Here is a 24,662-nt window from a genome sequence, read left to right as displayed (position 1 = left end):
ATCAGCGCGAGTCGGCGCGGGCGAGCGCTTCGAGCAGGCGCGGCTCGAACACCTCGGGCGCCTCGACCTGCGGCGAATGGCCCAGATCCTCGAATGTAACGAGTTCGCCATCGGGGAACCGGCGCGCCGCATCGGGCGCGAGGGCCGGTATCGCGCGGAGCCGCCGCTGTACGTCCGGCGGGGCCTGGCCTTTGCCGAAGGTGGTCGTGTCCAGCATCCCCACCATCAGCGTGACCGGCATGGTCAGGCGCTCCAGATGTTGCGAGATCGGCTGCGTCAGGATCATCTCGCTGGTCTTGGCCTGTGCGTAGGCGACGGCATCGCCGCTGGCGTACTGGCCCGCCAGCATCCGCACCCAGCGGTCGTAGCGCGGCTCCCATTGGCCGTGGTAGTAGGTATCGAGCTGGTACTTGCGGATTTCGTCGTAGCCCTTGGCCCGCTCCTGCTCGACCAGCTTCGACAGCGGCACGTAAGGCACCCCTTCGGCCATCCGGTCGGTCAGCCCCAGCGGGTTGATCAGCACGAGCTGGCGGACCGCGCCGGGATACATGTGCGCGAAATGCATCGCCAGCATACCGCCGGTCGAATGGCCGACCACCGCGGCGTCGGCGATCCCCTGCCGTTCCATCAGCGCGCGCGTGAAGCCGGCCATCATGGCGAACGTGTACTGCGCCTCGCGCGGCTTGGAGGACTTGCAGAAGCCGATCTGGTCGGGGATCAGCACGCGGTAGCCGGCGGCGAGCAGCGCCTCGGCCGTGTCCTGCCAGGTCGCACCGCAGAAGTTCTTGCCGTGCAGCAGCACCACACTGTGGCCGTTCGGTTTATCCGGGGTGACGTCCATGAACGCCATCTGCCCCGCGCTATCGCCGATCTGGACCGGCATCGTCTCGATCGGCCACGGATATTCGAAACGTTCGAGGTTGACGCCGAACCGCTCGACCACCGGGCTCGGCGCGTCCGGCTGCGCCGCGTTCGCATGCGCCAGCGCGGCAAGGCCGATCGCGGCGGCCGGAAGGATGCGGAGAAAGGTCGGCGTCTTCATGGTCGGTCGGCTCCGGTGTTGCGCGTCGTCGGGATCATTCCACCATGGTCCCTGCGGGCACGGCGCGGCCGCGCAGGAACGCCGCGACGTCCATCGCGGGTTTGCCCGCGCGCTGGATGCGGACGGGGCGGAGCGCGGCGTAGCCGCAGGCGATGGTGAGTTCGTCGTCGAGAGTCGTGCCCGGCTTTCCCTCACGCGCGACCACGTCGGCCTTCAGAACCTTGATCCGCTCGCCGCCGAGCGTGAACCAGGCGCCGGGAAAGGGGGCCATGGCGCGGATCTGGCGCTCGATCGCTTCGGCGTCGCCGGTCCAGTCGATCCGCGCTTCGGCCTTGTCGATCTTGGGGGCATGGGTCGCCTGCAGATCGTCCTGCGGCACGGGCTGGAGCGCGGGCAGATCGATCAGCGTGCCGGTCATCAGGTGCGCGCCGATCTCGGCCAGTTCCTCGGTCAGCTCGCCCGCGGTCTTGTAGTCGACCGGGGTGCGGGCGGTGGCGAGCATCGGGCCGGTGTCGAGCCCGGCCTCCATCTGCATGATCGTGATCCCGGTCACCGCGTCACCCGCCAGGATCGCGCGCTGGATCGGCGCCGCGCCGCGCCATCTGGGCAGCAGGCTGGCGTGGATGTTGAGGCAGCCGAAAGTCGGCACGTCGAGCACCGCCTGCGGCAGGATCAGCCCGTAGGCGGCGACCACCGCAACCTCCGGCTTGAACTCCGCGAACTCCGCCAGCGCCTCCGCCGATTTCAGGGACGCGGGGTAGCGCACGGGAATGCCGCGCGCCTCCGCCTCGCGCTGGACGGGCGAGGGCTGGAGCTTCTTGCCCCGGCCCGCGGGACGCGGAGGCTGGGTATAGGCCGCGACCAGCGTGTGCCCCGCTTCCGCCAGTGCCGCGAGGGCGGGGACGGCGAAATCGGGCGTTCCCATGAAGACGATGCGCATAAGCCCGGCGGCCACCTTTCGTTGCGGGAGCGCAGGCCCTATCTCCCGCCTCATGGCATCGCAAGAGATCGAGAACCTCGCATCGGCGCTCGCGCGGCTGCCTGGGCTCGGGCCGCGCTCGGCGCGGCGGGCGGTGCTGTGGCTGCTCAAGCGGCGCGAAACGGCGCTGGACCAGTTGCTCGGCGCCATGGCCGAAGTGCGGGACAAGCTGGTCGAATGCCCGACCTGCGGCAATATCGATACGCGCGCGCCGTGCGGCATCTGCGCCGATAACCGGCGCGATCCGCGCGCGATCTGCGTGGTCGAGGACGTCTCCGACCTCTGGGCGCTCGACCGGGCGAAGCTGTTTACCGGCAAGTACCACGTGCTCGGCGGGCGGCTCTCCGCGCTCGACGGCGTGCGGCCGGAGGACCTGACGATCGGCGCGCTGCTCGAACGCGTCGGGCAGGGCGGGGTGGACGAGGTCGTGCTCGCCATGAACGCCACGCTGGAGGGTCAGACCACCGCGCATTACCTCGCCGAGCGGCTCGAGGAGTTTCCGGTGCGCGTGACCCAGCTCGCGCACGGACTGCCCGTGGGCGGGGAGCTCGACTACCTCGACGAAGGCACGCTGGCGCAGGCGCTGCGGGCGCGGAGGCCCGTGGGATAGGTAGCGCGAGCCCCCGCGAAGGCGGGGGTCTCAGGCCACTTGTGGAGCGCCGGCGTCTGAGATCCCCGCCTTCGCGGGGACTCACTTGTCGTTTGCGCCGGGCCGCACTATTTTACGCCGCATGGCAATCCGCGAAATTCTCGAAGTGCCGGATCCCCGGCTCAAGGTTGTGTCCGAACCGGTCACAGCGTTCGATGGCGAGCTCAAGACGCTCGTCGAGGACATGTTCGAAACCATGTACGCCGCGAACGGCATCGGCCTCGCCGCGATCCAGGTCGGCGTGCCCAGGCGCGTGCTGGTGATCGACCTCCAGCCCGACGATCCGGATGCCGAGCCCGAAGTGTGCGACCACGGCGGGCACCAGCATACGCACCAGCCGACGAAGAACGAGCCGCGGATCTTCGTGAACCCGGAAATTCTCGATCCGGCGGAAGATCTCGTGACGTATCAGGAAGGGTGCCTCTCGGTGCCCGAGATCTACGCCGACGTCGATCGGCCGGCGGCCTGCCGCGTGCGCTGGCAGGATCTCGAGGGGAACGTCCACGAAGAGCAGATGGAGGGCCTGATGGCGACCTGCATCCAGCACGAGATGGACCACCTCGAAGGCATTCTCTTCATCGACCACCTCAGTCGCCTCAAGCGGCAGATGGCGTTGAAGAAGCTGCAGAAGCTGCGCCAGGCGGCCTGACGCCGGGCTTCGCGGCCCTCATCGACATCGACCGAGTTGCGCAAGCGGGCGGGGCTGTCTAGGCCCCTGCCGTCGCACGGGCGAGGGAGGTGACGATGCGCAAGGGATTGTCTGTTCTGGCGGCACTGGCGCTGGGGGCCTGCGCGACGAGCCCGGGCGGGCAGCCCGACACGCTCGATGCGATCGCCGACGACTACCTGCTTCTCCAGCTCACCATCGGTGAGAAGGAGGAAGGCTATATCGACGCCTACTACGGGCCGGAGGACGTCCGCACGCAGGCGGTGGCCGAGGCCGCGGGGCAGACCCTGCCGATGCTCGCCGCCCGCACCGAGGCGCTGGAGACGCGCGCGGCGCAGTTCGCCGACGACGGCGTTCCCGGCGACAGCCTGGACGAGCGACGCGCTCGGTTCCTGGTCGCGCAGCTCACCGCGGCGGGCACGCGGCTCAGGATGATGCGGGGCGAGAAACTGTCGTTCGCCGAGGAGGCCGAGGGGCTGTTCGGCGTGCGGCCCGAGTTGCCGCCGCTCGAAAGCTTCGATCCGCTGCTGGCGCAGATCGAGCGGCTGGTGCCGGGCAAAGGGCCGCTGTGGCAGCGGATCGACACGTTCCAGAAGCGCTTCGACATGCCGGCGGGCCGCGTGCGCCCGGTGATGGATGCGGCGATCGCCGAGTGCAAACGCCGCACGCTCGACCACATCACGCTGCCCGAAGGCGAGAGCTTCACACTGGCGCTGGTGACCGACAAGCCGTGGAGCGGCTACAACTACTACCAGGGCGGCTATCATTCGAAGATCGAGGTCAACACCGACCTGCCGGTGCGGCTCGACCGCGCGATCGACCTCGGCTGTCACGAGGGCTATCCGGGCCACCACGCGTTCAACTCGCTGCTCGAGCGCGAGCTGGTGAATGGGCGCGGGTGGCAGGAATTCTCGGTCTATCCGCTCTATTCGCCGCAGTCGCTGATCGCCGAGGGTTCGGCGAACTACGGGATCGACCTCGCCTTCCCGGGCGAGGAGGACGTGGCCTTCACGCGCGACGTGCTGGCGCCGATCGCCGGGCTGGAGGACCTCGACGTCGAGCGCTACATCGCGCTGCGCGATGCCATGCAGGACCTGGGGCCGGCGCGCTACACGATCGCCTCGCAGTATCTCGCGGGCGATATCGACGCCGCGCGGGCGACCGAGCTGCTGCAGCGCTACCAGCTTGTCTCGCCGGAACGGGCGAAGCAGTCGCTCGACTTCATCGACACCTACCGCAGCTACATCATCAACTACGGGCTCGGCCGGGACATGGTGCAGGCCGCGATCGAAGCGGGTGACGCGGGCGCTGACGTGCGGTGGGAGCGGATGGAGCGCCTGCTCAGCGAACCGGCACTGCCGCGGGATCTCGTGGCGATGGCGAGCGGAGCGGAATAGCGTCCGCCGCCGCGGGGGCTTTCCCCGGCGCGCACGAACGCCTACATGGCGCGGCCTTATGGCTCGTCCCAAACCCGCCACGTTCGACAAGCAGAAGACCGTCGCCGAGAACCGGCGCGCGCGGTTCGACTATTATATCGAGGACAAGTTCGAGGCGGGAATCGCGCTGCAGGGCACCGAGGTGAAGGCGCTGCGGGCCGGCGAGGCCTCGATCGCGGAAAGCTATGCCGAAGTGCGCGACGGGCAGGTGTGGCTGGTCAACGCCAACATCCCCGAGTTCAGCCACGGCAACCGTTTCAACCACGAGCCGCGCCGGCCGCGCAAGCTGCTGCTCCACACACGCGAGATCGAGAAGCTGTTCGGCGCGGTCGAGCGCAAGGGGATGACGCTGGTTCCGCTGAGCGTCTACTTCAACTCGACCGGCCGCGCGAAAGTCGAACTCGCGCTGGCCAAGGGCAAGCAGGCGCACGACAAGCGCCAGACGATCAAGGACCGAGACTGGAAGCGCGACAAGGCACGTTTGCTGCGCGAGAGCCGCTAGCGGCCCCGAGTTGGCGTTCACCCGCTGGCTATTCGCCGGGTGCTACCCATATCGCCCGCAATGACCGCTTCACCAGATTCCGCGCCGCCCCACTTGCCCTTGCCGCCCTGCGCGAGCATTGCGGCGGCGAGATCATGATGCGCAAACCTTCCAAGACTTTCCTCGCCGACTGGCTGCGCAAGAACATGCCGACGCGCGAGGACATGGCGCAGAACAAGTACCTCGCGCCGATCGCGCACCGGTTCCTCAGCCCGGAGCTCTGGCGCTTCACCCGCCGCTCTGTGCCGCGCGGCGTGGCTTTGGGGCTGTTCGCGGCGTTCATCGTGCCCGTCGGACAGATCTTCCTCGCCGCCTTCCTCGCGCTCCCCGCGCGTGCGAACGTGCCGCTGTCGGCGGCCGTCACCTTCGTCACCAACCCGTTCACGCTCGCCTTCTGGCTGGTCGTTGCGAACAAGGTCGGCGCCTTCGTGCTGAAGGTCGACGCAGTGACGGTGGGCGTGGCCAATGACGAGCTCGCCAGCGGCCGCTGGGAGGGCTGGGCGCTCGGCGCATTCGAAGTGGCAGGGGTGACCGCCTTCGGCTTCATCGTGCTGTCGATCGGCTCGGCGGCGGCCGGCTATCTCATATCCAGCGTGGTTTGGCGCATCGTCGTCGCCCGCAAGCGCAAGCGGCGGCTGCGCCAGATGGAAGCGCGGCTGGACCGGCGCCTGGGGGCGCAGGAAGGCTGATGGCCAAGCTGATCGGGCAGGGGCAGGGGCGACTGTCGCTTGCCACGTGGATCGCCGCCGCTTTGGCGGTGAGCGCCCTGTTGATCTGGCTCGCGACCGGCGACGGCATGCTCACGCTCGGCTACGCAGTCGGGCTCGCCGCGCTCATGGCCGCGGGATATGCGTTCTCGCGGATGCGCACGGGACCGGCCGAAGCGGCCTTCGCGCCGCCCGACTGGTCGGTGACCGTCGCCGCGATCGAGCAGCCGAACATGGCCATCGCGGTGACCGACCGCGCCAACCGGCTGGTCTGTGCTAACCGGCTCTACGGCGACTGGTTCGGCATCGCGCATGCGCCGCCGAACCTCGACCTCGACCGCCCCTCGCTGGAACGCTTGGTCCGCGCCGCGCGTGAGGCATGGCGCGACGGCACCTCGTCGGTCGACCTGCTCGAGCGCGAGGACGGCGGCGGGTCGTGGCGGGTGGAAACCGAACGCGCGGGGCGCGGCGACGACTATCTGGTCTGGCGCTTCACCGCGCTGACGATGGAAGATCCGGTGGCGCGGTTCGCCGAATGGATCACCGGTCCGTTCGGCGCGGTGCTGTCGAACGCGGGGATCGAGACGGCGATCGTAGGGACCGATGGCACGATCCGCGCGGCCGCCGCCGGCTTCGCCGCGCGCGCGACCGGCGATCCGGCGGCGACGCTGGCCGGGCAGGAGTTCGTGGCACAGCTCCGCTCCGACAGCCGCGAGCGGATCTATTTCGCACGCGAAGGGCAGCGCGGCACGCCGCAGATGCTGATCCAGGTTTCGCTCGCCGATCCCGACGCGGCGCGGCCCGCCCGGGCCGACGAGGCGCCTTCGCTCATGCTGCTGGTGGAAAGCGGCATCGGCATCGGCGGGAGCTGGGAAGGGGTGGGGCAGGCGGCCACGCCGCAGCTCGAGGCGCTGCTCGGCGCGCTGCCGCTGGGTCTGGCGATGACCGACCGCGACGGGCGCTTCCTGTTCGCGAACGAGGCCTTCCTCCGCGCGGCGGAGATCGAGCGGGAAGGGCTGCCCTCGTTCCCTTCCGATCTCGTGGTCCGGGAAGACAAGGGCGCGCTGGCCGATGCTGTGCGGCGCTTCGCACGCGGTTCGATTGCCAGTGCGGACATGGCAGTCCGACTGCGGCATCAGCCGGACGAGCCGGTCTCGCTCGGCCTCGCCGGGGTGCGCGGACTGGGCGAGGCGGCGGTGCTGCTGAGCCTGGTCGACACGACCGAGGAAACGCGCCTCAAGCGCCAGGTCGCCCAGGCGACCAAGATGCAGGCGGTGGGCCAGCTCGCCGGCGGCGTGGCGCACGATTTCAACAACGTGCTGACCGCGATCATCGGTTACTGCGATCTCATGCTGCTGCGCCATACGCCGGGCGACAGCGACTACGACGACATCCAGCAGATCCGCGCCAATTCGAACCGCGCGGCGAGCCTGACGCGCCAGCTTCTCGCCTTCAGCCGCCAACAGACGCTTCGGCCCGAAGTGCTGCAACTGCCCGACGTGGTGAGCGAGGTCAGCCAGCTCCTGAAGCGGCTGCTGGGCGAGAAGATCGCGTTCAAGGTCCACCACGACCGCGATCTCGGCCCGGTTCGTGCCGATCCGCAGCAGCTCGAGCAGGTGATCGTCAATCTCGCGGTCAATGCGCGCGATGCCATGCAGGCGCGCGGCGACGGGACGGGCAGGCTGACGCTGGCGACCCGCCGCGTCACCGCAGCGGACGTGCGCAAGATGGGGTCCGACATCATCCCGGTCGCCGACTATACCGTACTGGTGGTGCAGGACACCGGCGGCGGCATTCCGGCCGCGCTGATGGGCAAGATCTTCGAGCCGTTCTTCACCACCAAGGAGCAGGGCAAGGGGACCGGGCTGGGGCTGTCGACCGTCTACGGCATCGTCAAGCAGTCGGGCGGGTTCATCTTCTGCGACAACCTGATCGGGGTCGACGGCCGCCCGCAGGGCGCGCGGTTCACGATCTACCTGCCGGTGCACGGGGGCAGCGCGCCGCACCAGCCCCGGCCGGCGCCGGAAGAGCCGCAGGCAACCAGCGAATGGTCGGGCGGCGGGCGCGTGCTGCTGGTCGAGGACGAGGACATGGTCCGCGCCGTCGCCGAGCGCGCGCTATCGCGCGCGGGCTACAGCGTGACCACGGCGGCGGACGGGGAAGAGGGCCTCGCCGCGATTGCCGAGGGCGGCGAATTCGATCTCGTTCTGAGCGACGTCGTCATGCCCGGAATGGACGGCCCGGCCATGGTTCGCGCGATCCGCAAGGTGCGGCCGAACCTGCCCGTGCTGTTCATGTCGGGCTACGCCGAAGAGCAGCTCCGCAGCGAGATCGACCTCGCCGACATGCACTTCATCGCCAAGCCGTTCAGCGTGCAGGAGATCGGCGATAAGGTCGCACAGGTCCTCGGCGCTGTGCATCGCTAGGGGCGATTGGCGGTGGACCGCGTGGTTCACGCGCCGTAAAACCGCTCCTCGGCAAAGTCCATGGACTTGGCAGGGGGAGGGTTCGCGTGAAGACGTATCGCTTGTTGGCCGCACTCGGAGCGGCCCTGCCGCTCGCGCTTCTCGCCACCGCGGCTTCCGCGCAGACCGATCCCGACGAAACCGCGCAGGGCGACGTTTCGGTCACGATCTACAACAACGGCCAGGCGCTGGTGCAGGACGTGCGGCAGCTACCGATTGCCCGTGGGCGTAGCCGGATCGAGTTTCCCGATGTCTCCGCGCAGATCCGGCCCGAGACCCTGAGCTTCGCGGCAGAAGGCGCGGCGATCGTCGAGCAGAACTTCGACTTCGACCTGCTCACCCCGGCGAAGCTGATGGAAAAGGCGATCGGGCAGACGGTGACACTGGTGCGCACCAACCCCGCTACCGGCGTCGAGACGCGCGAGCGCGCGACGGTGCTGTCCACCGCCGGCGGGGTGGTGGTAAAGATCGGCGACCGCATCGAAGTGCTGCGCGACGACGGCCTGCCGGTGCGCACCGTGTTCGACCGGGTGCCGCCCAACCTGCGCGCCCGGCCGACACTGTCGGTTACGGTCGAGAGCGACCGGGGCGGCACGCGCCCGGCCTCGATCCGCTATCTCACGCCCGGGCTCGGCTGGTCGGCGGACTACGTCTCGCTCTACGACGAGGCGACCGGCGCTATCGACATGCAGGGCTGGGTGACGCTGACCAACCAGACCGGCACGACGTTCCATCAGGCCGACACGCTGCTGGTCGCCGGAAGCCCGGGATCGGCGGTGTCCAGCAACCGGCGCTATCCGCCGCCGCCTCCGCCGCGGCCCGGCATGGTTCGCCCGGGCACGGAGAGCTCGGGCCGAGAGCAGGTCGGCGAGTTCTATCTCTATCCGATCGAGAGCCGCACCACGATCGCCAACAACCAGACCAAGCAGGTCAGCTTTCTCGACGTGCAGGGCGTCCCGGCGCGCAAGGTCTATGCGCGGACCGTGGGCTGGCTGGCGAACGACGATGCGCCGGTGAACGTCTCGAGCGAGATCGCCTTTTCGTCCTCCCGGCAGGGCGGGCTCGGTGATGCACTGCCGGCGGGGACAGTGCGCTTCTACCAGCGCGACAGCCAGGGCACGCCGCAGTTCATCGGCGAAAACGCAATCGGCCACACGCCGATGGGCAGTGAGCTTTCGCTGCGCACCGGTGACGCGTTCGATATTTTCGTCCAGGCCGAGGTCGAGAGCCGTGAGACGATCACCGCTGCCGAGTGGGAGCGCAGCGCCCGCTACCGCGTGATCCGTGACGGCGAGGTGGTCGAGCAGGTCGAGGTCGAGCGGCCGACGGACTTCTACCGCACGACGATGCGCTACACGCTGACCAACGCCAAGGCCGCACCGGTCGAGATCGATCTGGTGCAGGCGGGGCTCGACCGCGGCTGGTGGGGCAACGATTACCGCGTGGTCAGCGAGGACATTCCGGGTCAGCAGCTCAATGCCGACCGGCGCAAGTGGGTGGTCCCCGTGCCGGCCGAGGGCGAGCGCGTGGTCCGCGTGACTTACGAAACCCGGTACTGAGCGGCGCCGGGCGATGCGGCGCGCCGCATTCCTCCTCGCGCTGATCGCCGCCTCCGCCGCCGCGCAGGCGCGCGAGACGGTCGATGCTTCGGCGCCGGTCGCGCTCGCGGTAACCGTCTACCGCGATCCTGAACGCGGGCCGGACGAGGCGATGGACCGTGCCTTCCCCGAAGGCTTCGCGATGATCAGCGAGACGCGCACCGTCACCCTGCCTCCGGGCGAGAGCACGGTGCGCTTCGAAGGCGTCGCCGAGGGGATGGTGGCGGTCTCCGCGATCGTCACCGGGCTGCCGGGCGGGACGATCGAGAAGAACCGCAATGCGGAGCTGCTTTCCCCCGCGGCGCTGGTGAACGGCATGCTCGGCAACCGGGTGACGATCACGCGCACCAATCCGGCCACCGGCGTGGCGGAAAGCGAATCCGCGATCGTCCGCACCCGTGCCGACGGCGGGCTCGTGCTGCAGACGGGCGAGGGGTTCGAGGCGGTGCGCTGCGCCGGCTTGCCCGAGAAGCTGACGTTCGATCGCATTCCCGCGGGGCTCTCGGCGCAGCCCGTGTTCTCAATCGATACCCGCGATGCGAACGGCGGGACCTATCGGGTCGTGCTGACCTATCTCGCCTGGGGCTTCGACTGGCAGGCGAACTACGTGGCAATGCTGGGCGAGGGCGACGGCCGGGGCGGGGTCGAGCTCGGGCTGACCTCCTGGCTCACCCTGCTCAACGACAACGGGCAGTCGTTTCCCGGCGCCGAGCTGATGGCGGTGGCCGGCCGGCTCAACGTCGAGAGCGACTACGAGAGTTTGGCTGAGCCGCCCCGTGCGGAGCCGCTGCGGCTGACCTGTTACCCGATCGGCAGCACGGCGAGAGGGTCGCCGGTCGGTTATCCACCTCCGCCCCCTCCGCCAGCCCCACCCCCGCCGCCGACGGCGGATGCGATCACCGTCACCGCATCGCGCGTGCAGAGCATGGAGGCGGCCCCCGCGATCATGGCCACCGAGGAGGAGCTCGGCGATCTGAAACTCTACCGCGTGCCGGAGCCCGTCACCGTGTCGGCCAAGGGGCTGAAGCAGGTTGCCTTCCTGCAGAAGGACGAGGTCGAGGGCGAACTGATCTATGAGATCGGATGCTGGGCGAATCGCGTGAGCGACGAAGAGTTTCGCCCGGCCGAACGGCTGCTGGCGACGGTCAACGATGAAGCCCACGGCCTCGGCGTGGCGCTGCCTTCGGGCGGCGTCGCGGTGTTCGAGCCATCGTCCCACGGCCCGCTACTGGTCGGGGAGGAGCGCCTGCGCGACTATGCGCGCGGGCAGGACGTCGAGATCGCGCTTGGCACAAGCAGCCGGATACAGGTCGCCTGCACGCGCACGAGCAAGCACGATCCAGGGATAGAACCCGAGAAATGGGTGCGGATGGAGGCCGAGATCGCGAATGCCCTCGACCATCCGGCGCGTCTGCGCATTAGGCTCGGCACAGCGGCCGATTGGGAAGTTCGCGGGCGCGGGCTGCGGATCAAGGACGGTGAGCGCGTGATCGAGACGACCATTCCCGCCAATTCGGATCGAAAAATCCGCTGGCGAGTCCGCTCGTCGCACCGCTGACCGCCAAGAGCCGGCGGAAATCCGTCATTTTTCGGCTTGGTGAAAAAATTACTGTTCCACTCTTGTTCTGCCGGAACAAAGCGGATACATAGCTCATCAGTCGATAACGGGAACGAAGCCCTAGGCAAGCGAAGGAGCCCATGCGATGGCGGCCGAACTGAAGCTGGTTGAGAAGGAAAGCAACGTGGACCGTCAAAAGGCGCTCGACGCCGCACTGGCACAGATCGACCGGGCATTCGGCAAGGGTTCGGCGATGAAGCTGGGCCAGAAGGAAGCGATGCAGGTCGAATCGATTTCGACCGGTTCGCTCGGTCTCGACATTGCACTCGGCGTCGGCGGCTTGCCGCGCGGCCGGGTGATCGAAGTCTACGGGCCGGAAAGCTCGGGCAAGACGACGCTTGCGCTGCACGTGATTGCCGAAGCGCAGAAGAACGGCGGCACCGCCGCGTTTGTCGATGCCGAACACGCGCTCGATCCCGTCTATGCCAAGAAGCTGGGCGTCGACATCGAGGAATTGATCGTCTCGCAGCCGGACACTGGCGAGCAGGCGCTCGAGATCACCGATACGCTGGTGCGCTCGAACGCGATCGACGTGCTGGTGGTCGACTCGGTCGCTGCGCTGGTTCCGCGCGCTGAGATCGAGGGCGAGATGGGCGACAGCCATGTCGGCCTCCAGGCCCGTCTCATGTCGCAGTCGCTGCGCAAGCTCACCGGATCGATCAGCCGTTCGAAGACCATGGTGATCTTCATCAACCAGCTGCGGATGAAGATCGGCGTCATGTACGGCAATCCGGAAACGACCACCGGCGGCAATGCGCTCAAGTTCTATGCCAGCGTGCGGCTCGACATTCGCCGCACCGGCCAGATCAAGGATCGCGACGAAATCGTCGGCAACTCGACCCGGGTGAAAGTGGTCAAGAACAAGGTCGCCCCGCCGTTCAAGCAGGTCGAGTTCGACATCATGTACGGCGAAGGCATCTCGAAGATCGGCGAGATCCTGGATCTCGGCGTCAAGGCCGGGATCGTGGAAAAGTCGGGGAGCTGGTTCAGCTATGACTCGATCCGAATCGGCCAGGGCCGCGAGAACGCCAAGCAGTACCTCAAGGAAAACCCCGAAGTTTGCGACAGGTTGGAAGCCGCCATCCGCGGCCGGACCGACGCGGTCGCCGAGGAGATGATGACGGGTCCGGACGCGGACGACTGACATCATCGCTTCAAGCGGGTGCCGCAGGGCGCCCGGGAAAACGGGAAACCGGCGTGCGCATCCATACGGGGCACGCCGGTTTTTCTTTGGCGGAAAAGGCGGCCGCGCAGGATGGACCATCCGCGACCGTGGTCCGGTGACGATTTCCGCGGTGGAGATCGCGGGTGTGTTGGGGGACGATCCACGAGGCGATCCGTGGCCGCGACGGGGGCGACGGCCCCGACTATGTTCAGCGGACAACGATCCCCGCGAACGATCTCGGATAATCATCTGCGATAGCGATCCCTGATAGCGACCCCAAGAGCGTCCGCCGCCCGAGCGGAGGCTGGGCCAGATAATCTTCGTGATCGTCCGCCAGGCCGACCGCTGCCGTGCAACGTAGACGGCCATGGCTTCCCGGTTACGATGAGCGAATGCCGATTCGCGAGACAACCCAGGTCCCGCCCAACAGCAGCCAAGGAGCGTATATCCATGACCGACAAGGCCGAATGGGAAGGACGCGTCGGGCGCACCTGGGCGGCCGAGTGGCAGCGCACCGACCGCAGCTTCGCTGCCTTGACCGAGCGCCTGTTGGGCGCCGCGACCGGTGCTGCCATCGCTCAGGCGCTCGATATCGGCTGCGGGGCGGGTGAAGTATCCCTCGCACTCGCGCGCGCGAATCCCGACGCGCAGGTGGTCGGGGTCGACGTCAGCGATGAGCTCCTCGCCGCCGCCCGCGTGCGGGGTGCGGACCTGCCGAACATTGCCTTCGAGCTCGGCGACGCCGCGCGCTGGACGCGTGCCGGCTTCGCACCCGATCTCCTCGTGTCGCGGCACGGCGTGATGTTCTTCCCCGAACCGATCGCCGCCTTCACGCATCTTGCCCGCCTTGCGGCCGCCGGCGCACGGCTCGCCTTCACCTGCTTCCGCGACCCGTCTGAGAACGCGTGGGCGAGCGGGCTCACCGCCTTGCTGCCCTCGGGTCTCGGCGTGCCGCCGCCGCCCGGCGAGCCCGGGCCGTTCGCCTTCGCCGACAAGGCACGGGTCAAGCGGATCCTTGCCGAAGCGGGGTGGCGGGACGCAGCGTTCGAGGCGATCGATTTCCCCTATGTTGCCGGGGGCGGGTACGATCCGGTCGAGGACGCGCTCTCCTACTTCCTTGCAATCGGGCCCGCGGCGCGCGCGGCGGCGCAGATGGAGAACGGCGAACGCGCGCAGTTCATCGAGCGCGTGCGGGCGTTCCTGCACGATCATCTCGAGGACGGCCGGGTCGCGCTGCAAGCGGGCGCCTGGCTTGTCACGGCGCACGCCCCCGACGGCTGATCGCCCGCCTGCCTGGGGGAATGCGCCTTAATCCGCTTGTCGCACCGCGCTCCAGCAACTAACTGCGCTGCATGATTTCGACCAACGACGTTCGCCGGTCCTTCATCGACTATTTCGCGGGTGCCGGCCACGCGCCGGTGCCGAGCGCGCCGCTGGTGCCTTACAACGATCCCACGCTGATGTTCGTCAACGCGGGCATGGTGCCATTCAAGAACGTGTTCACCGGGCTCGAAGCACCGCCCGCGTCGACTGCTGTGTCGAGTCAGAAATGCGTGCGCGCCGGGGGCAAGCACAATGACCTCGACAACGTGGGCTACACTGCGCGGCATCACACGTTCTTCGAGATGCTCGGCAATTTCTCGTTCGGCGACTACTTCAAGGAACAGGCGATCGAGCACGCCTGGACCCTGCTGACGAAGGAATGGGGCCTCGCGCCCGGGAAGCTCACCGCCACCGTCTACCACACGGACGACGAGGCGTTCGATCTGTGGCGCAGGATATCGGGCCTGCCCGAAGAGCGGATCATCCGGATCGCGACGAGCGACAACTTCTGGTCGATGGGCGACACCGGCCCCTGCGGCCCATGCAGCGAGATCTTCTACGATCACGGCGAGCATATACCCGGCGGTCCTCCGGGCTCGCCCGATGAGGACGGCGACCGCTTCATCGAGATCTGGAACCTCGTGTTCATGCAGTTCGAGCAGTCGGCCGACGGTTCGCGCGCCGCTTTGCCCAAGCCAAGCATCGACACCGGCATGGGCCTCGAACGCATCGCCGCCGTCATGCAGGGCGTGCACGACAACTACGACATCGACACGTTCAAGGTGCTGATTGCCGCGAGCGAGAGCCTGACCGGCGTTGCCGCCGAGGGCGAGCGCCGCGCCAGCCACCGCGTCATCGCCGATCACCTGCGCTCCAGCGGCTTCCTGCTGGCCGACGGCGTGCTGCCGTCGAACGAGGGCCGCGGCTATGTCCTGCGCCGCATCATGCGCCGCGCGATGCGCCATGCGCACCTGCTCGGCGCCGAGCAGCCGCTGATGCACCGCCTCGTACCCACACTCGTCACCGAAATGGGCCAGGCCTACCCTGAGCTCCAGCGCGGCCAGGCGTTGATCGAGGAAGTGCTCGAGCGCGAAGAGACGCAGTTCCGCCGCACGCTCGACAAGGGCCTGCGCCTGCTCGACGAGGAAACGGCCGGGCTGGGCGAGGGCGGCGAACTCGAAGGCGAGACGGCGTTCAAGCTCTACGACACCTACGGCTTCCCCTACGATCTCACCGAAGATGCCTTGCGCGCGCGCGGCATCGGGGTCGACCGCGCCGGCTTCGAAGCGGCCATGGAGCGCCAGAAGCAGGCCGCCCGCGCGGCATGGAAGGGTTCGGGCCAGGCCGCGGATAGCGAGCTCTGGTTCGACATCGCCGAGCGTGAGGGCAGTACCGAATTCACGGGCTATTCCGCCACTGAGGGCGAAGGCTGCGTCGTCGCGATCGTTCGCGACGGCGCCGAAGTCGATTCAGCGGACGTCGGGGACGAGGTCATGGTGCTGACCAACCAGACCCCGTTCTACGGCGAGAGCGGCGGGCAGAGCGGCGATGCCGGCACGATCTCGACCCCTGAGGGGCTGCGGATCGAGATCACCGACACCTCCAAGCCCCTGGGCCGCCTGCACGCGCATCATGGCCGGATCGAGGCCGGCAAAATCACGGTCGGCGACAACGTGCATTTGACCGTCGATGCCGAGCGGCGCGACAGGATCCGCGCAAACCATTCGGCCACCCACCTGGTCCATGCGGCGCTGCGCAACCGGCTCGGCGATCATGTGACGCAGAAGGGCTCGCTGGTCGCCGCAGACCGGTTCCGCTTCGACTTCTCGCATCCCAAGCCGCTGACCGACGAGGACATTGCCGCAGTCGAGGCCGAGGTGAACGCCGAGATCCGCGCCAACCAGGAAGTCGCGACGCGCCTGATGAGCCCCGACGACGCAGTCGCGGCCGGGGCGCTGGCGCTGTTCGGCGAGAAATACGGCGACGAAGTGCGCGTCCTTTCGATGGGCCGCAAGGCCGACGGCACGCGCCATTACTCGGTCGAGCTGTGCGGCGGCACCCACGTGCGCGCGACCGGCGATATCGGCCTGTTCCGCATCGTTTCGGAGAGTGCGGTTTCCTCCGGCGTGCGCCGGATAGAGGCGCTGACAGGCGAGGCGGCGCGCCAGTGGCTTGTCGGACGCGAAGAGGCGCTGAAGGCTGTTGCCGGGACGATCAAGGCGGCCCCCGAAGAAGTCGAGGCGCGCGTTGCCGCGCTGGTGGAGGAGCGCAAACGGCTCGAACGCGAACTGGCGGAAGCGAAGAAGCAGCTCGCGCTCGGCGGCGGTGGCGGTGCCGCGCAAGGGCCGGCGGACGAGGACGTCGGAGGCGTGAAGTTCTCCGGCCAGGTGCTCGACGGCCTCGACCCCAAGGACCTGCGCGGCCTGCTCGACGAGGCGAAGAAGCGCATCGGCTCCGGCGTTGCGACCGCGGTTGCGGTCAACGACGGACGCGCGGCGATCGCCGTGGGCGTGACCGACGACCTCGCCAGCCGCTTCGATGCCATCGCGCTCGTCCGCAAGGGCGTCGAGGCGCTGGGCGGCAAAGGCGGCGGCGGCCGCGCGGATATGGCGCAGGGCGGTGGGCCGGACGGAGCGAAGGCGGATGACGCCATCGCCGCCGTGAAGGCCGCGCTCGCGGAGACCGTCTCCGCCTGAGGTTCGCTACCGTCTAACGCTACTGGAGCCGCGGGTCTCGGGCTCGCTTCCGCGCGGAAGATCACGCCCGCGGGGATCGGCCGGTTGGTTCGCGCCGCGCTTCTGGTCCTCGGTCACGTTCTGGGGCTTGAACTTCTCTTCGTTCGGTTCCGGTTTCGCCGGGTTGCGGTCGGCCATCTGAATTCTCCTTTCATCGCTCAACGCATGGAGCGCGGGAGAGTTCACGGGTTCCTCGTTCAGCCGGCCTCGGCCGTCGTCGTACGCAGCTTCGGCTTGTACTGGAGCGCGCCTTCCTCGCGGATCTGTTCCCGAAGCTGGTCACGCTTCTCGTGGATCGAGGCGATCACAGGACCCATCGCGACGCCGATATCCGCCAGCACCGCTTCGGAGAGCTGGAGCGAGCTTTCGAGTGTTTCCGGCACGGCGTGGGTTGCGCCTGCACGATAAAGCCCGGCGGCATGCCTCGAATCCCGGGCGCGAGCGACAATGAGAAGGTCGGGGTACTGCCTGCGGATCTTTTGGACGAGTCTCTGTGCGAGAATAGGCTCGTCCATGGTCAAGACGACGGCCAGCGCATTCCGCAGCCCGACCCTTTCGAGTGCGTCGCGGCGCGAGGCATCACCGTAGAGCACGCGGTAGCCGTCGCGCTTGGCGCGATCGGCGATATCGGCGTCGGAATCGAGCGCGATATAGGGCTTGTTGTGCACCGTCAGCATGTCCGCCACCAGGCGACCGACACGGCCGGAACCGACAATGATCACGCGCGGGTCCTCGCTGTATTCGGGCGGCAGCTCCGGGGCGCTGTCGATGCGCCGGGCTACCGCGCGTCCGATCTTGGCGAGGATCGGGGTGATGGTCAGGCCAATGGCCGTCACGATCTGCCAGAATTGCGCGGTGCCCGGCTGGATCAGCAGCGCGGACGTGGCGGCGGCGAGCACGATCAGAGTCGTTTCCGAGGGACTCGCCATCAGCATGCCCGTTTCGGCGGCCGTGCTGCGGCGCGCGCCCATGAGACGCAGCAGAAGGCCGGTGACCAGCATCTTGAAGCCCAGCACCAGGACCACCGCGAGAGCGATCGCGCCGAGATTCTCCCAGACGGTTATCAGGTCGATGCTCATCCCTACGGTGATGAGGAAGATACCGAGCGCGAGGCCCTTGAACGGCTCGATGATCGCTTCGACCTCGCCGTGATACTCGGTCTCGGCGATCAGCAGCCCGGCGATGAGGGCCCCGACGATCGGGGAGAGGCCGACGACCGCGGTGGCGAGGCTGGCGCCGATCACGACGAGCAGGCTCGCCGCGAGGAACAGCTCGGGGCTCTTCGTTCGGGCGGCCTGCGCGAACAGGCGGGGCAACGCGATCCGGCCCACGACCAGCAGCGCGACGACCACCAGGCCGCCTTGCCACAAGGTGCCGACGAGACCTTCCCATCCTTCTGCCTGTGCGTTGGGCGCCATGGCGCCGAGCAGGAAGATGATGGGAACGATCGCGATGTCCTCGAACAGCAGCATCGACAGCGCGGCGCGTCCCACGGGCGTATGCGTGCCCGAGATCGGCAGCACGATCGCGGTCGACGACAGCGCCAGGGCAAGGCCGAGGCCCAGCGCGCCGGTCCAGTACTGGCCCATCATCGACAGGCCGATGGCGATGCACGATCCGATGATGAGCAGTTCGAGCGCACCCAACCCGAAGACGAGTTTTCGCATCTGCCACAATCGGTTGAACGATAGTTCGAGACCGATCGTGAAGAGTAGCAGGATGATCCCGAACTCGGCGAAGGGCGCCAGCACCTCGGGGTCGCTGATCGTCACATGGCCGAGCAAGGGGTATTCGTAGATCAGCTTGCCGAGGCCGAACGGCCCGACCGCGATGCCGATCAGGATGAAGCCGATGACCGGTGTGATGCGGAAGCGGGTGAAGACCGGGATCACGATACCCGCCGCGCCGAGGATGACCAGAGCATCCGTCAGTGCGGGGGAAGGTGCGATCTCTCCGGCCATTGGGCTTCACCTAACGGCGGCGGGCGCCGTTGTCACTGCGCACAACGCAATCGTAACGACATTGCGCTCGGATCGAACCTACCGGCCGGTGCAGCGGCGGGAATGCTGTCGGTCCGCGCCTGCGACGTGGCAGCGCGTGCGCTCGCCCCCGCCCAACATCAGCCGCCCCCCACCGTGGAGGGGCCGAGCGGTTCACGCCTGGGGCGCGGCTTGCCCGGATGCTTGCCTGCCTCGTCCCATTCGATCCGATAGAGATCGAAACGCCGATCGGCGAGATTACGAACGGTGCCCTCCGCGCGGGCCCAGCTGAGGTCTGCCAGGTTGATATCGCTGATCGTCAGCGTCTCCACGTTCTCGCTCGCTTCGGCGGCCACTCCGTCGCGCGCGAAGGGGAAGTCGCATGGTGTGAGGATGCAGCTCTGCGCGTATTGGATGTCCACGTTACCGACGTTGGGCAGGTTGCCGACATTGCCGGAAAGTACGACGAAGCACTGGTTCTCGATCGCGCGTGCCTGCGCGCAATAGCGCACGCGCAAGTATCCCTGCCGGCTGTCGGTACAGAAGGGCACAAAGATGATCCGCGCTCCTTCGTCCGCGAGACGCCGGGCCAGTTCGGGGAATTCGCTGTCGTAGCATATCAGGACGCCGATCGGTCCCACGTCCGTGGGGATCACGTCGATGCTGTCACCGCCGCGGATGTTCCACCAATAGCGCTCGTTCGGCGTCGGATGGATCTTCTCCTGCTCGTGCACCGATCCATCGCGCAGGCATACATAGGCGACGTTGTGGATGTCGCCGTCGTCCATACGCGTCGGATGCGATCCGGCGACGATGTTGATGTTGTAGCGCATCGCCATGTCGGAAATGTCCGACTTGATGCGCGGGGTATACTCCGAAAGCCGCTCGATCGCCTCGACCGGCGAGAGCTGCTTTTCCTCGAAGCTCAACAACTGAAGGGTGAAGAGTTCGGGAAAGACGATGAAGTCCGACTCGTAATCGCTTGCAACATCGACGAAATACTCGATGGCGCGGTGGAACTCCGCATAGTCCGCCACCGCGCGCGCCTGGAGTTGGCAGGTCGCCACGCGCACCGCCTCGACGCCGCGCGGGAGACGCTTCTTCACCGGCTGATCGCGCTCCACGTAGGGATTGCGCCAGACCATCAGAACGGCGTTCGCCTCCGACTTCTTGTCCTCGGGCAGATACCCATGCAGGATCCGCGCGGGTTCGAACCCATTGGCGAGCTGAAACCGCAGCACCGGATCGTGGATCTTTGCCGCGACGACCTGCTCGAGATAGTCCTCCGGCCCGTCCACCTTGCGCTTGTTGCGCCGGTAGTTCGGCATGCGGCCGGCGAAGACGATGCCGGTCAGGTCGCGCTCCTCGGCCAACGCGCGGCGTTCCTCGTAGAGCCGCCGCCCAATGCGCACGCCGCGCACCTTCGGGTCGACGCACATCTCATAGCCGTAGAGCCAGTCGCCGGTCGGATCGTGCCGGCTGCCGAAGCCGTTGCCGGTGATCTCGTCCCAGTCATGATCTTGGAACGCCAGCGTTTCGGCGATCTGCATCGTCGCGCAGTAGCCGACGACTTCGTCATCGAGCAGCGCGACGAAGCAGCCTTCTGGGAAATTGTTGATCTGCCCGCGGATCTCGCCGTGCGTATACGCGGGCATGTCGTCATAGACGCGGCGGACGAGCGCCGCGATCCCGCGCACGTCCTTGGGCCGCGCGTTGCGGACTTCGAGCCGCCGCTTGCCGAACTTCTCGGGTGCCTTGCGGCGGACCGGCTGCTTCTTCTTCGGTGCCCTGGCCACTGGTGTCGTTCCCCCTTCCGTCATTGTCTGTCGTCAATGACGGAAGGAGGCAAACGTTTCAGGCCCAGTTGGCCATCTCCGCTTCTAGGTTGGTCACGATCGCCTCGAAGAACTGCTCGGTGGTGAGCCAGCTCTGATCGGGGCCGATCAGCAGCGCGAGATCCTTGGTCATCTGGCCGCGCTCGACCGTCTGGATGCAGACGCGCTCCAACGTTTCGGCGAACTTCACCACGTCGGGCGTGCCGTCGAACTTGCCGCGGTACATCAGGCCGCGGGTCCAGGCGAAGATGCTGGCGATCGGGTTGGTGCTGGTCGCCTTGCCCTGCTCGTGCTGGCGGTAGTGACGGGTGACGGTGCCGTGCGCCGCCTCGGCCTCCACCGTCTTGCCGTCGGGCGTCATCAGAACGCTGGTCATCAGGCCGAGCGAGCCGAAGCCCTGCGCCACTGTGTCGGACTGCACGTCGCCGTCGTAGTTCTTGCAGGCCCAGACGAACTTGCCGTTCCACTTAAGCGCGGAGGCGACCATGTCGTCGATCAGGCGGTGCTCGTAGGTGATGCCAGCCTTGTCGAACTTGTCCTTGAACTCGGCGTCGAACACTTCCTGGAACAGGTCCTTGAAGCGGCCGTCATAAGCCTTGAGGATCGTGTTCTTGGTCGAGAGATAGACCGGCCAGCCGCGGTCGAGGCCGTAGTTGAAGCTGGCGCGCGCGAAATCGCGGATCGAATCGTCGAGGTTGTACATCGCCATGGCGACGCCGCTCGACTGGAATTCGAACACGTCCAGGTCGATCTTCTCGCCGTTTTCGCCTTCGAACACGAGGCGCAGCTTGCCCGCACCGGGGATCAGCGTGTCGGTCGCACGGTACTGGTCGCCGAACGCGTGACGGCCAACGACGATTGGATCGGTCCAGCCCGGAACGAGCCGCGGCACGTTGTCGATCACGATCGGCTCCCGGAAGACGACCCCGCCCAGGATGTTGCGGATCGTGCCGTTGGGGCTGCGCCACATCTTCTTGAGGCTGAATTCCTCGACCCGCGCCTCGTCCGGCGTGATCGTGGCGCACTTCACGCCGACGCCGTGTTCCTTGATCGCATTGGCCGCATCGACGGTGATCTGGTCGTCGGTTTCATCGCGCTTTTCGATCGACAGGTCGTAGTACTTCAGGTCCACGTCGAGGTAGGGGAGGATCAGCCGCTCGCGGATCCATTCCCAGATGATACGCGTCATCTCGTCGCCGTCGAGTTCGACGATGGGGTTCTTGACCTGAATCTTCTGCATGTGTGCCCTATCTGTCTGGATGGTTTTGCGCGGGCTTTAGCAGAGGCGGGGGAGGGCGCAAGGGAAGCTGCCGATACGAAAAAGCCCGCCGGAGCGGCGGGCTTCTTCTTCCTCGATGGTGGGCGTACCAAGGATTGAACTTGGGACCCCTACGATGTCAACATAGTGCTCTACCACTGAGCTATACGCCCGAACCATCGGAGGTGCCGCGGACGGCAGGCGCGCCATCTAGCGATTGGGTCAAGGCCGCGCAAGCCCTCATTCTCATGGTCAGACCGTCGCGTGCAAGCAGTCCTCGAACACGCGCTCGATCTCGAGCACAAGGTCGCGCAGATGGAAGGGTTTCGAGAGGATCTTCGCCTGCGGCTGTTCGCGGCTGACCCGCAGCGTCACGGCGGCGAATCCGGTGATGAACATCACCTTGGTCCGTGGACTGACTTCGCTGCAGCGCTGCGCGAGTTCGATCCCGTCCATTTCCGGCATGACGATATCCGACAGGAGGAGATCGAAGTGCTGCGATTCGAGCAGCGGAACGGCCCGCGTTCCGCGGTCGACGGCCATCACTTCGTAGCCGGCATTTTCCAGCGCGCGGGCGAGATAGCCGCGCATCGCCTCTTCGTCTTCGGCGAGAAGTATCCTGAGGCCGTTGCGTTCGCTCATAAGGGTTCGCTTAGCGCCGGCGGTTTAAGAAATCTTTCGCCTTGTCGGTACTGCCCTGCTTTGACACATCGTCGCTAACGGTCCAGCAAGGATGCGAATGGACGAGCGCGATTCCAGCGGGTGCGGCGAGCGGGTCTCGGGCGGGGCGATCCCCGGCACCGACGAGCCCGCATTCACGCTGGAGATGCCGCGCGAGACGCCGATCCCGGTCCTGATCGCGGCGCCGCATGCCGGCCGCTGCTATCCCCAAACCTTGAGGGAGCGCATGCGCGATCCCGAATACAGCGCCTTGCGGCTGGAGGATCGCTACACCGACCTGCTCGCGGGGGAAATCGCCGCCGCGACCGGCGCCGCATTGCTCGTCGCACATGCGCCGCGGGCCATGCTCGACCTCAATCGCGCCTGCGACGACATGGATTGGTCGATGGTTGCCGGCGGTGCACCGAGGAAGACGCGGCATTCCGCGATCAATCGCCGTTCGCGCAGCGGCCTGGGCCTCGTACCGCGTCGGCTCGGCGGGCTGGGGGAGATCTGGAAAGGGCCGATCCCCCGAGACGATCTGGAGGCGCGGATCGAGGGAATTCACCGCCCCTACCACGCGCAACTGGCTGGCGCGCTGGAGACCCTGCGTGACCGCTGGGGCGCAGCGCTGCTGGTCGATCTCCACTCGATGCCGCCGCTGCGGCCGCGTTTTCCCGGCGACCGCACTGCGGAAGTCGTACTCGGCGACCGTTTCGGCGCCTCCTGCGATCCCGCGCTCGCAGCGCAGGGCCTTGCATATTTCGCCCGGATCGAGCGGCGTACCGCGCACAACCGGCCCTACGCGGGTGGCTATATCCTCGACCGGCACGGCGCGCCGGCGCGCGCCATTCATGCCTTGCAGCTGGAAATCTGCCGTTCGAGCTATCTCGACGCGCGGCTTTCGGAGACGTCCGCGCGCATGCCCGCGGTCGCGCGGCTGCTGACCGGCTTCGTCCGGGAGCTCGGCGATACGGTTGCCGCGCTCGGGAGAAACGGGGCGCTTCCGCTCGCCGCAGAATGAAAAAACCACCTCGTGCAAAATGCACGAGGTGGCCAAGGTTCAGGGAGGAGGTGCACCGCAGTGCACCGATCGGAACAGGCTATGAGGGGAGCGCCGTTCCGATACCGAGGAGATAGGTTGCATGCCGGGATGTTTCAACCCCGGCTATCGCGAGACGATCTCGTGTTGTCGTCTCAGTTCGTCGCTGCAGGCACGATCTCAGGGCCTTTGCCCTGCTGCTGCTGGCGGGCGAAGATCGCGCGCATCAGGTCGAGCGAGAACATGTGAGCGTAAATCAGCGCGAGCAGCCCGTTCTGGCACCACGTGCGCAGCACGTCGCCGCGCACTTCGCGCAGCTTTTCCTGATTGATCATCTGGAAGCCGCGATAGACGTACGGGCGGTCAGGATTGTCCTGCATGGAGATTGCGATCTCGCCGTCCATCAGCAGGTCGTGCTTCTTCAGCTCGTCAATGAATGCCTTGGTCCGCTGACCGGCTTCCTCGAAGTGCTGGCAGAACTCGAGAGCGCGCTTGGTCGCGTCGGCGGGCTTGCCCTCGTCGTCGAACAGAGCCTCGCCGTCCGAGAACTCGCCGAGCGAATCGGTGGTCGGGTCGAAGCAGAGCGACAACTCTTCGGAATCCGGCTGCAGCTTGGCGAGCATGAACGGATAGCGGCGGATGTAGGCCGGAAGATAGACCGGCTCGTTCACCTTGCCCTCTTCGTCCACGAAGGTGTTCACACCCTCGTTCAGGCCCATGAGCGCGAGCGGCAGCGGGTTGTCGCCCGAGGAGAAGACGATCGGGTAATCACGCTGCGCCTGGACGAATTCGTCGACCGTCAGCGGGATTGCGTGCTGGGCGGTCAGCCACTTCGCCGAATCGATACCCTTGCTGTGCCACTTCGCGTGATCGCGGCTGTTGAGCGGCATGAGGTCGTTGTAGAACAGGGGCAGGTTGGGCTGCGGCGCGCTGGCCATGGATTCTCTCCGGATCGCTAGGATT

20 protein-coding genes and 1 tRNA gene are annotated in these 24,662 nt (G+C 67.1%); 12 read left to right on the top strand and 9 right to left on the bottom strand.

Annotated elements, in window-relative coordinates:
• Position 1: 1 nt before the first annotated feature.
• Together AC3A5N_RS13770 and fmt are read right to left on the bottom strand one after the other, a co-directional pair.
• A complete protein-coding gene (locus AC3A5N_RS13770) occupies positions 2-1,042 on the bottom strand; it encodes an alpha/beta fold hydrolase (RefSeq protein WP_487737888.1) in 1,041 nt (346 codons plus the stop codon).
• 34 nt (positions 1,043-1,076) lie between these two features.
• Entirely contained in the window at positions 1,077-1,982 is a 906-nt protein-coding gene (gene fmt, locus AC3A5N_RS13765) for a methionyl-tRNA formyltransferase (RefSeq protein WP_487737887.1), read from the bottom strand.
• Between the two features lie 52 nt (positions 1,983-2,034).
• On the opposite strand from fmt, the gene recR reads away from it, so the two are divergent.
• The 11 genes from recR to alaS all read left to right on the top strand — a co-directional run bounded on the left by recR (position 2,035) and on the right by alaS (position 16,886).
• Positions 2,035-2,631: a recombination mediator RecR gene (gene recR, locus AC3A5N_RS13760; RefSeq protein ID WP_487737886.1), complete on the top strand. Its 597-nt coding sequence runs from the start codon at positions 2,035-2,037 to the stop codon at positions 2,629-2,631.
• A gap of 121 nt (positions 2,632-2,752) precedes the next feature.
• Positions 2,753-3,319: a peptide deformylase gene (locus AC3A5N_RS13755; protein WP_487737885.1), complete on the top strand. Its 567-nt coding sequence runs from the start codon at positions 2,753-2,755 to the stop codon at positions 3,317-3,319.
• Positions 3,320-3,414: 95 nt separating this feature from the next.
• On the top strand, positions 3,415-4,734 hold the full coding sequence (locus AC3A5N_RS13750) for a hypothetical protein (RefSeq protein ID WP_487737884.1): 1,320 nt from the start codon (positions 3,415-3,417) through the stop codon (positions 4,732-4,734).
• Positions 4,735-4,792: 58 nt separating this feature from the next.
• Positions 4,793-5,275 carry an SsrA-binding protein SmpB gene (smpB, locus tag AC3A5N_RS13745; protein ID WP_487737883.1) on the top strand — a complete coding sequence of 161 codons (483 nt, stop codon included), beginning with the start codon at positions 4,793-4,795 and terminating at the stop codon, positions 5,273-5,275.
• A 137-nt stretch (positions 5,276-5,412) separates the two neighbouring features.
• The gene (locus AC3A5N_RS13740) at positions 5,413-6,003 is read left to right on the top strand and encodes a DUF2062 domain-containing protein (RefSeq protein ID WP_487737921.1); all 591 of its coding nucleotides are present in this window, start codon (positions 5,413-5,415) and stop codon (positions 6,001-6,003) included.
• Positions 6,003-8,447: a hybrid sensor histidine kinase/response regulator gene (locus AC3A5N_RS13735; protein ID WP_487737882.1), complete on the top strand. Its 2,445-nt coding sequence runs from the start codon at positions 6,003-6,005 to the stop codon at positions 8,445-8,447. The genes AC3A5N_RS13740 and AC3A5N_RS13735 overlap by 1 nt, the downstream gene beginning before the upstream one ends.
• An 86-nt stretch (positions 8,448-8,533) precedes the next feature.
• Positions 8,534-10,045: a DUF4139 domain-containing protein gene (locus AC3A5N_RS13730; protein ID WP_487737881.1), complete on the top strand. Its 1,512-nt coding sequence runs from the start codon at positions 8,534-8,536 to the stop codon at positions 10,043-10,045.
• Positions 10,046-10,058: 13 nt separating this feature from the next.
• On the top strand, positions 10,059-11,642 hold the full coding sequence (locus AC3A5N_RS13725; RefSeq protein ID WP_487737880.1) for a DUF4139 domain-containing protein: 1,584 nt from the start codon (positions 10,059-10,061) through the stop codon (positions 11,640-11,642).
• A gap of 145 nt (positions 11,643-11,787) precedes the next feature.
• Positions 11,788-12,846: a recombinase RecA gene (gene recA, locus AC3A5N_RS13720; RefSeq protein WP_487737879.1), complete on the top strand. Its 1,059-nt coding sequence runs from the start codon at positions 11,788-11,790 to the stop codon at positions 12,844-12,846.
• A gap of 471 nt (positions 12,847-13,317) precedes the next feature.
• Positions 13,318-14,148, top strand: a complete 831-nt coding sequence (locus AC3A5N_RS13715) for a class I SAM-dependent methyltransferase (RefSeq protein ID WP_487737878.1) — start codon at positions 13,318-13,320, stop codon at positions 14,146-14,148.
• 71 nt (positions 14,149-14,219) lie between these two features.
• On the top strand, positions 14,220-16,886 hold the full coding sequence (gene alaS, locus AC3A5N_RS13710) for an alanine--tRNA ligase (RefSeq protein WP_487737877.1): 2,667 nt from the start codon (positions 14,220-14,222) through the stop codon (positions 16,884-16,886).
• 6 nt (positions 16,887-16,892) lie between these two features.
• Here the strand turns inward: alaS and AC3A5N_RS13705 are convergent, their stop codons facing one another.
• The 6 genes from AC3A5N_RS13705 to cpdR form a co-directional block, all read right to left on the bottom strand.
• The gene (locus AC3A5N_RS13705) at positions 16,893-17,063 is read right to left on the bottom strand and encodes a hypothetical protein (RefSeq protein WP_487737876.1); all 171 of its coding nucleotides are present in this window, start codon (positions 17,061-17,063) and stop codon (positions 16,893-16,895) included.
• Between the two features lie 59 nt (positions 17,064-17,122).
• On the bottom strand, positions 17,123-18,886 hold the full coding sequence (locus tag AC3A5N_RS13700; RefSeq protein WP_487737875.1) for a cation:proton antiporter domain-containing protein: 1,764 nt from the start codon (positions 18,884-18,886) through the stop codon (positions 17,123-17,125).
• Positions 18,887-19,044: 158 nt separating this feature from the next.
• A complete protein-coding gene (locus tag AC3A5N_RS13695; RefSeq protein WP_487737874.1) occupies positions 19,045-20,700 on the bottom strand; it encodes a GNAT family N-acetyltransferase in 1,656 nt (551 codons plus the stop codon).
• 58 nt (positions 20,701-20,758) lie between these two features.
• A complete protein-coding gene (locus AC3A5N_RS13690; protein WP_487737873.1) occupies positions 20,759-21,979 on the bottom strand; it encodes an NADP-dependent isocitrate dehydrogenase in 1,221 nt (406 codons plus the stop codon).
• Positions 21,980-22,095: 116 nt separating this feature from the next.
• A tRNA-Val gene (locus AC3A5N_RS13685) sits at positions 22,096-22,170 on the bottom strand.
• Positions 22,171-22,249: 79 nt separating this feature from the next.
• On the bottom strand, positions 22,250-22,639 hold the full coding sequence (gene cpdR / locus AC3A5N_RS13680; RefSeq protein ID WP_487737872.1) for a cell cycle two-component system response regulator CpdR: 390 nt from the start codon (positions 22,637-22,639) through the stop codon (positions 22,250-22,252).
• Positions 22,640-22,736: 97 nt separating this feature from the next.
• On the opposite strand from cpdR, the gene AC3A5N_RS13675 reads away from it, so the two are divergent.
• Positions 22,737-23,681 carry an N-formylglutamate amidohydrolase gene (locus tag AC3A5N_RS13675; protein WP_487737871.1) on the top strand — a complete coding sequence of 315 codons (945 nt, stop codon included), beginning with the start codon at positions 22,737-22,739 and terminating at the stop codon, positions 23,679-23,681.
• 173 nt (positions 23,682-23,854) lie between these two features.
• On the opposite strand, the gene AC3A5N_RS13670 is transcribed toward AC3A5N_RS13675, so the two are convergent.
• On the bottom strand, positions 23,855-24,637 hold the full coding sequence (locus AC3A5N_RS13670) for a SapC family protein (protein WP_487737870.1): 783 nt from the start codon (positions 24,635-24,637) through the stop codon (positions 23,855-23,857).
• Positions 24,638-24,662 lie beyond the last annotated feature (25 nt).

The sequence above is a fragment of the Pelagerythrobacter sp. Soil_C_18 genome, assembly GCF_057657235.1.
The sequence above is the reverse complement of the archived record's forward strand: the minus strand, read 5'-3'. Positions and strand labels throughout refer to the sequence as shown.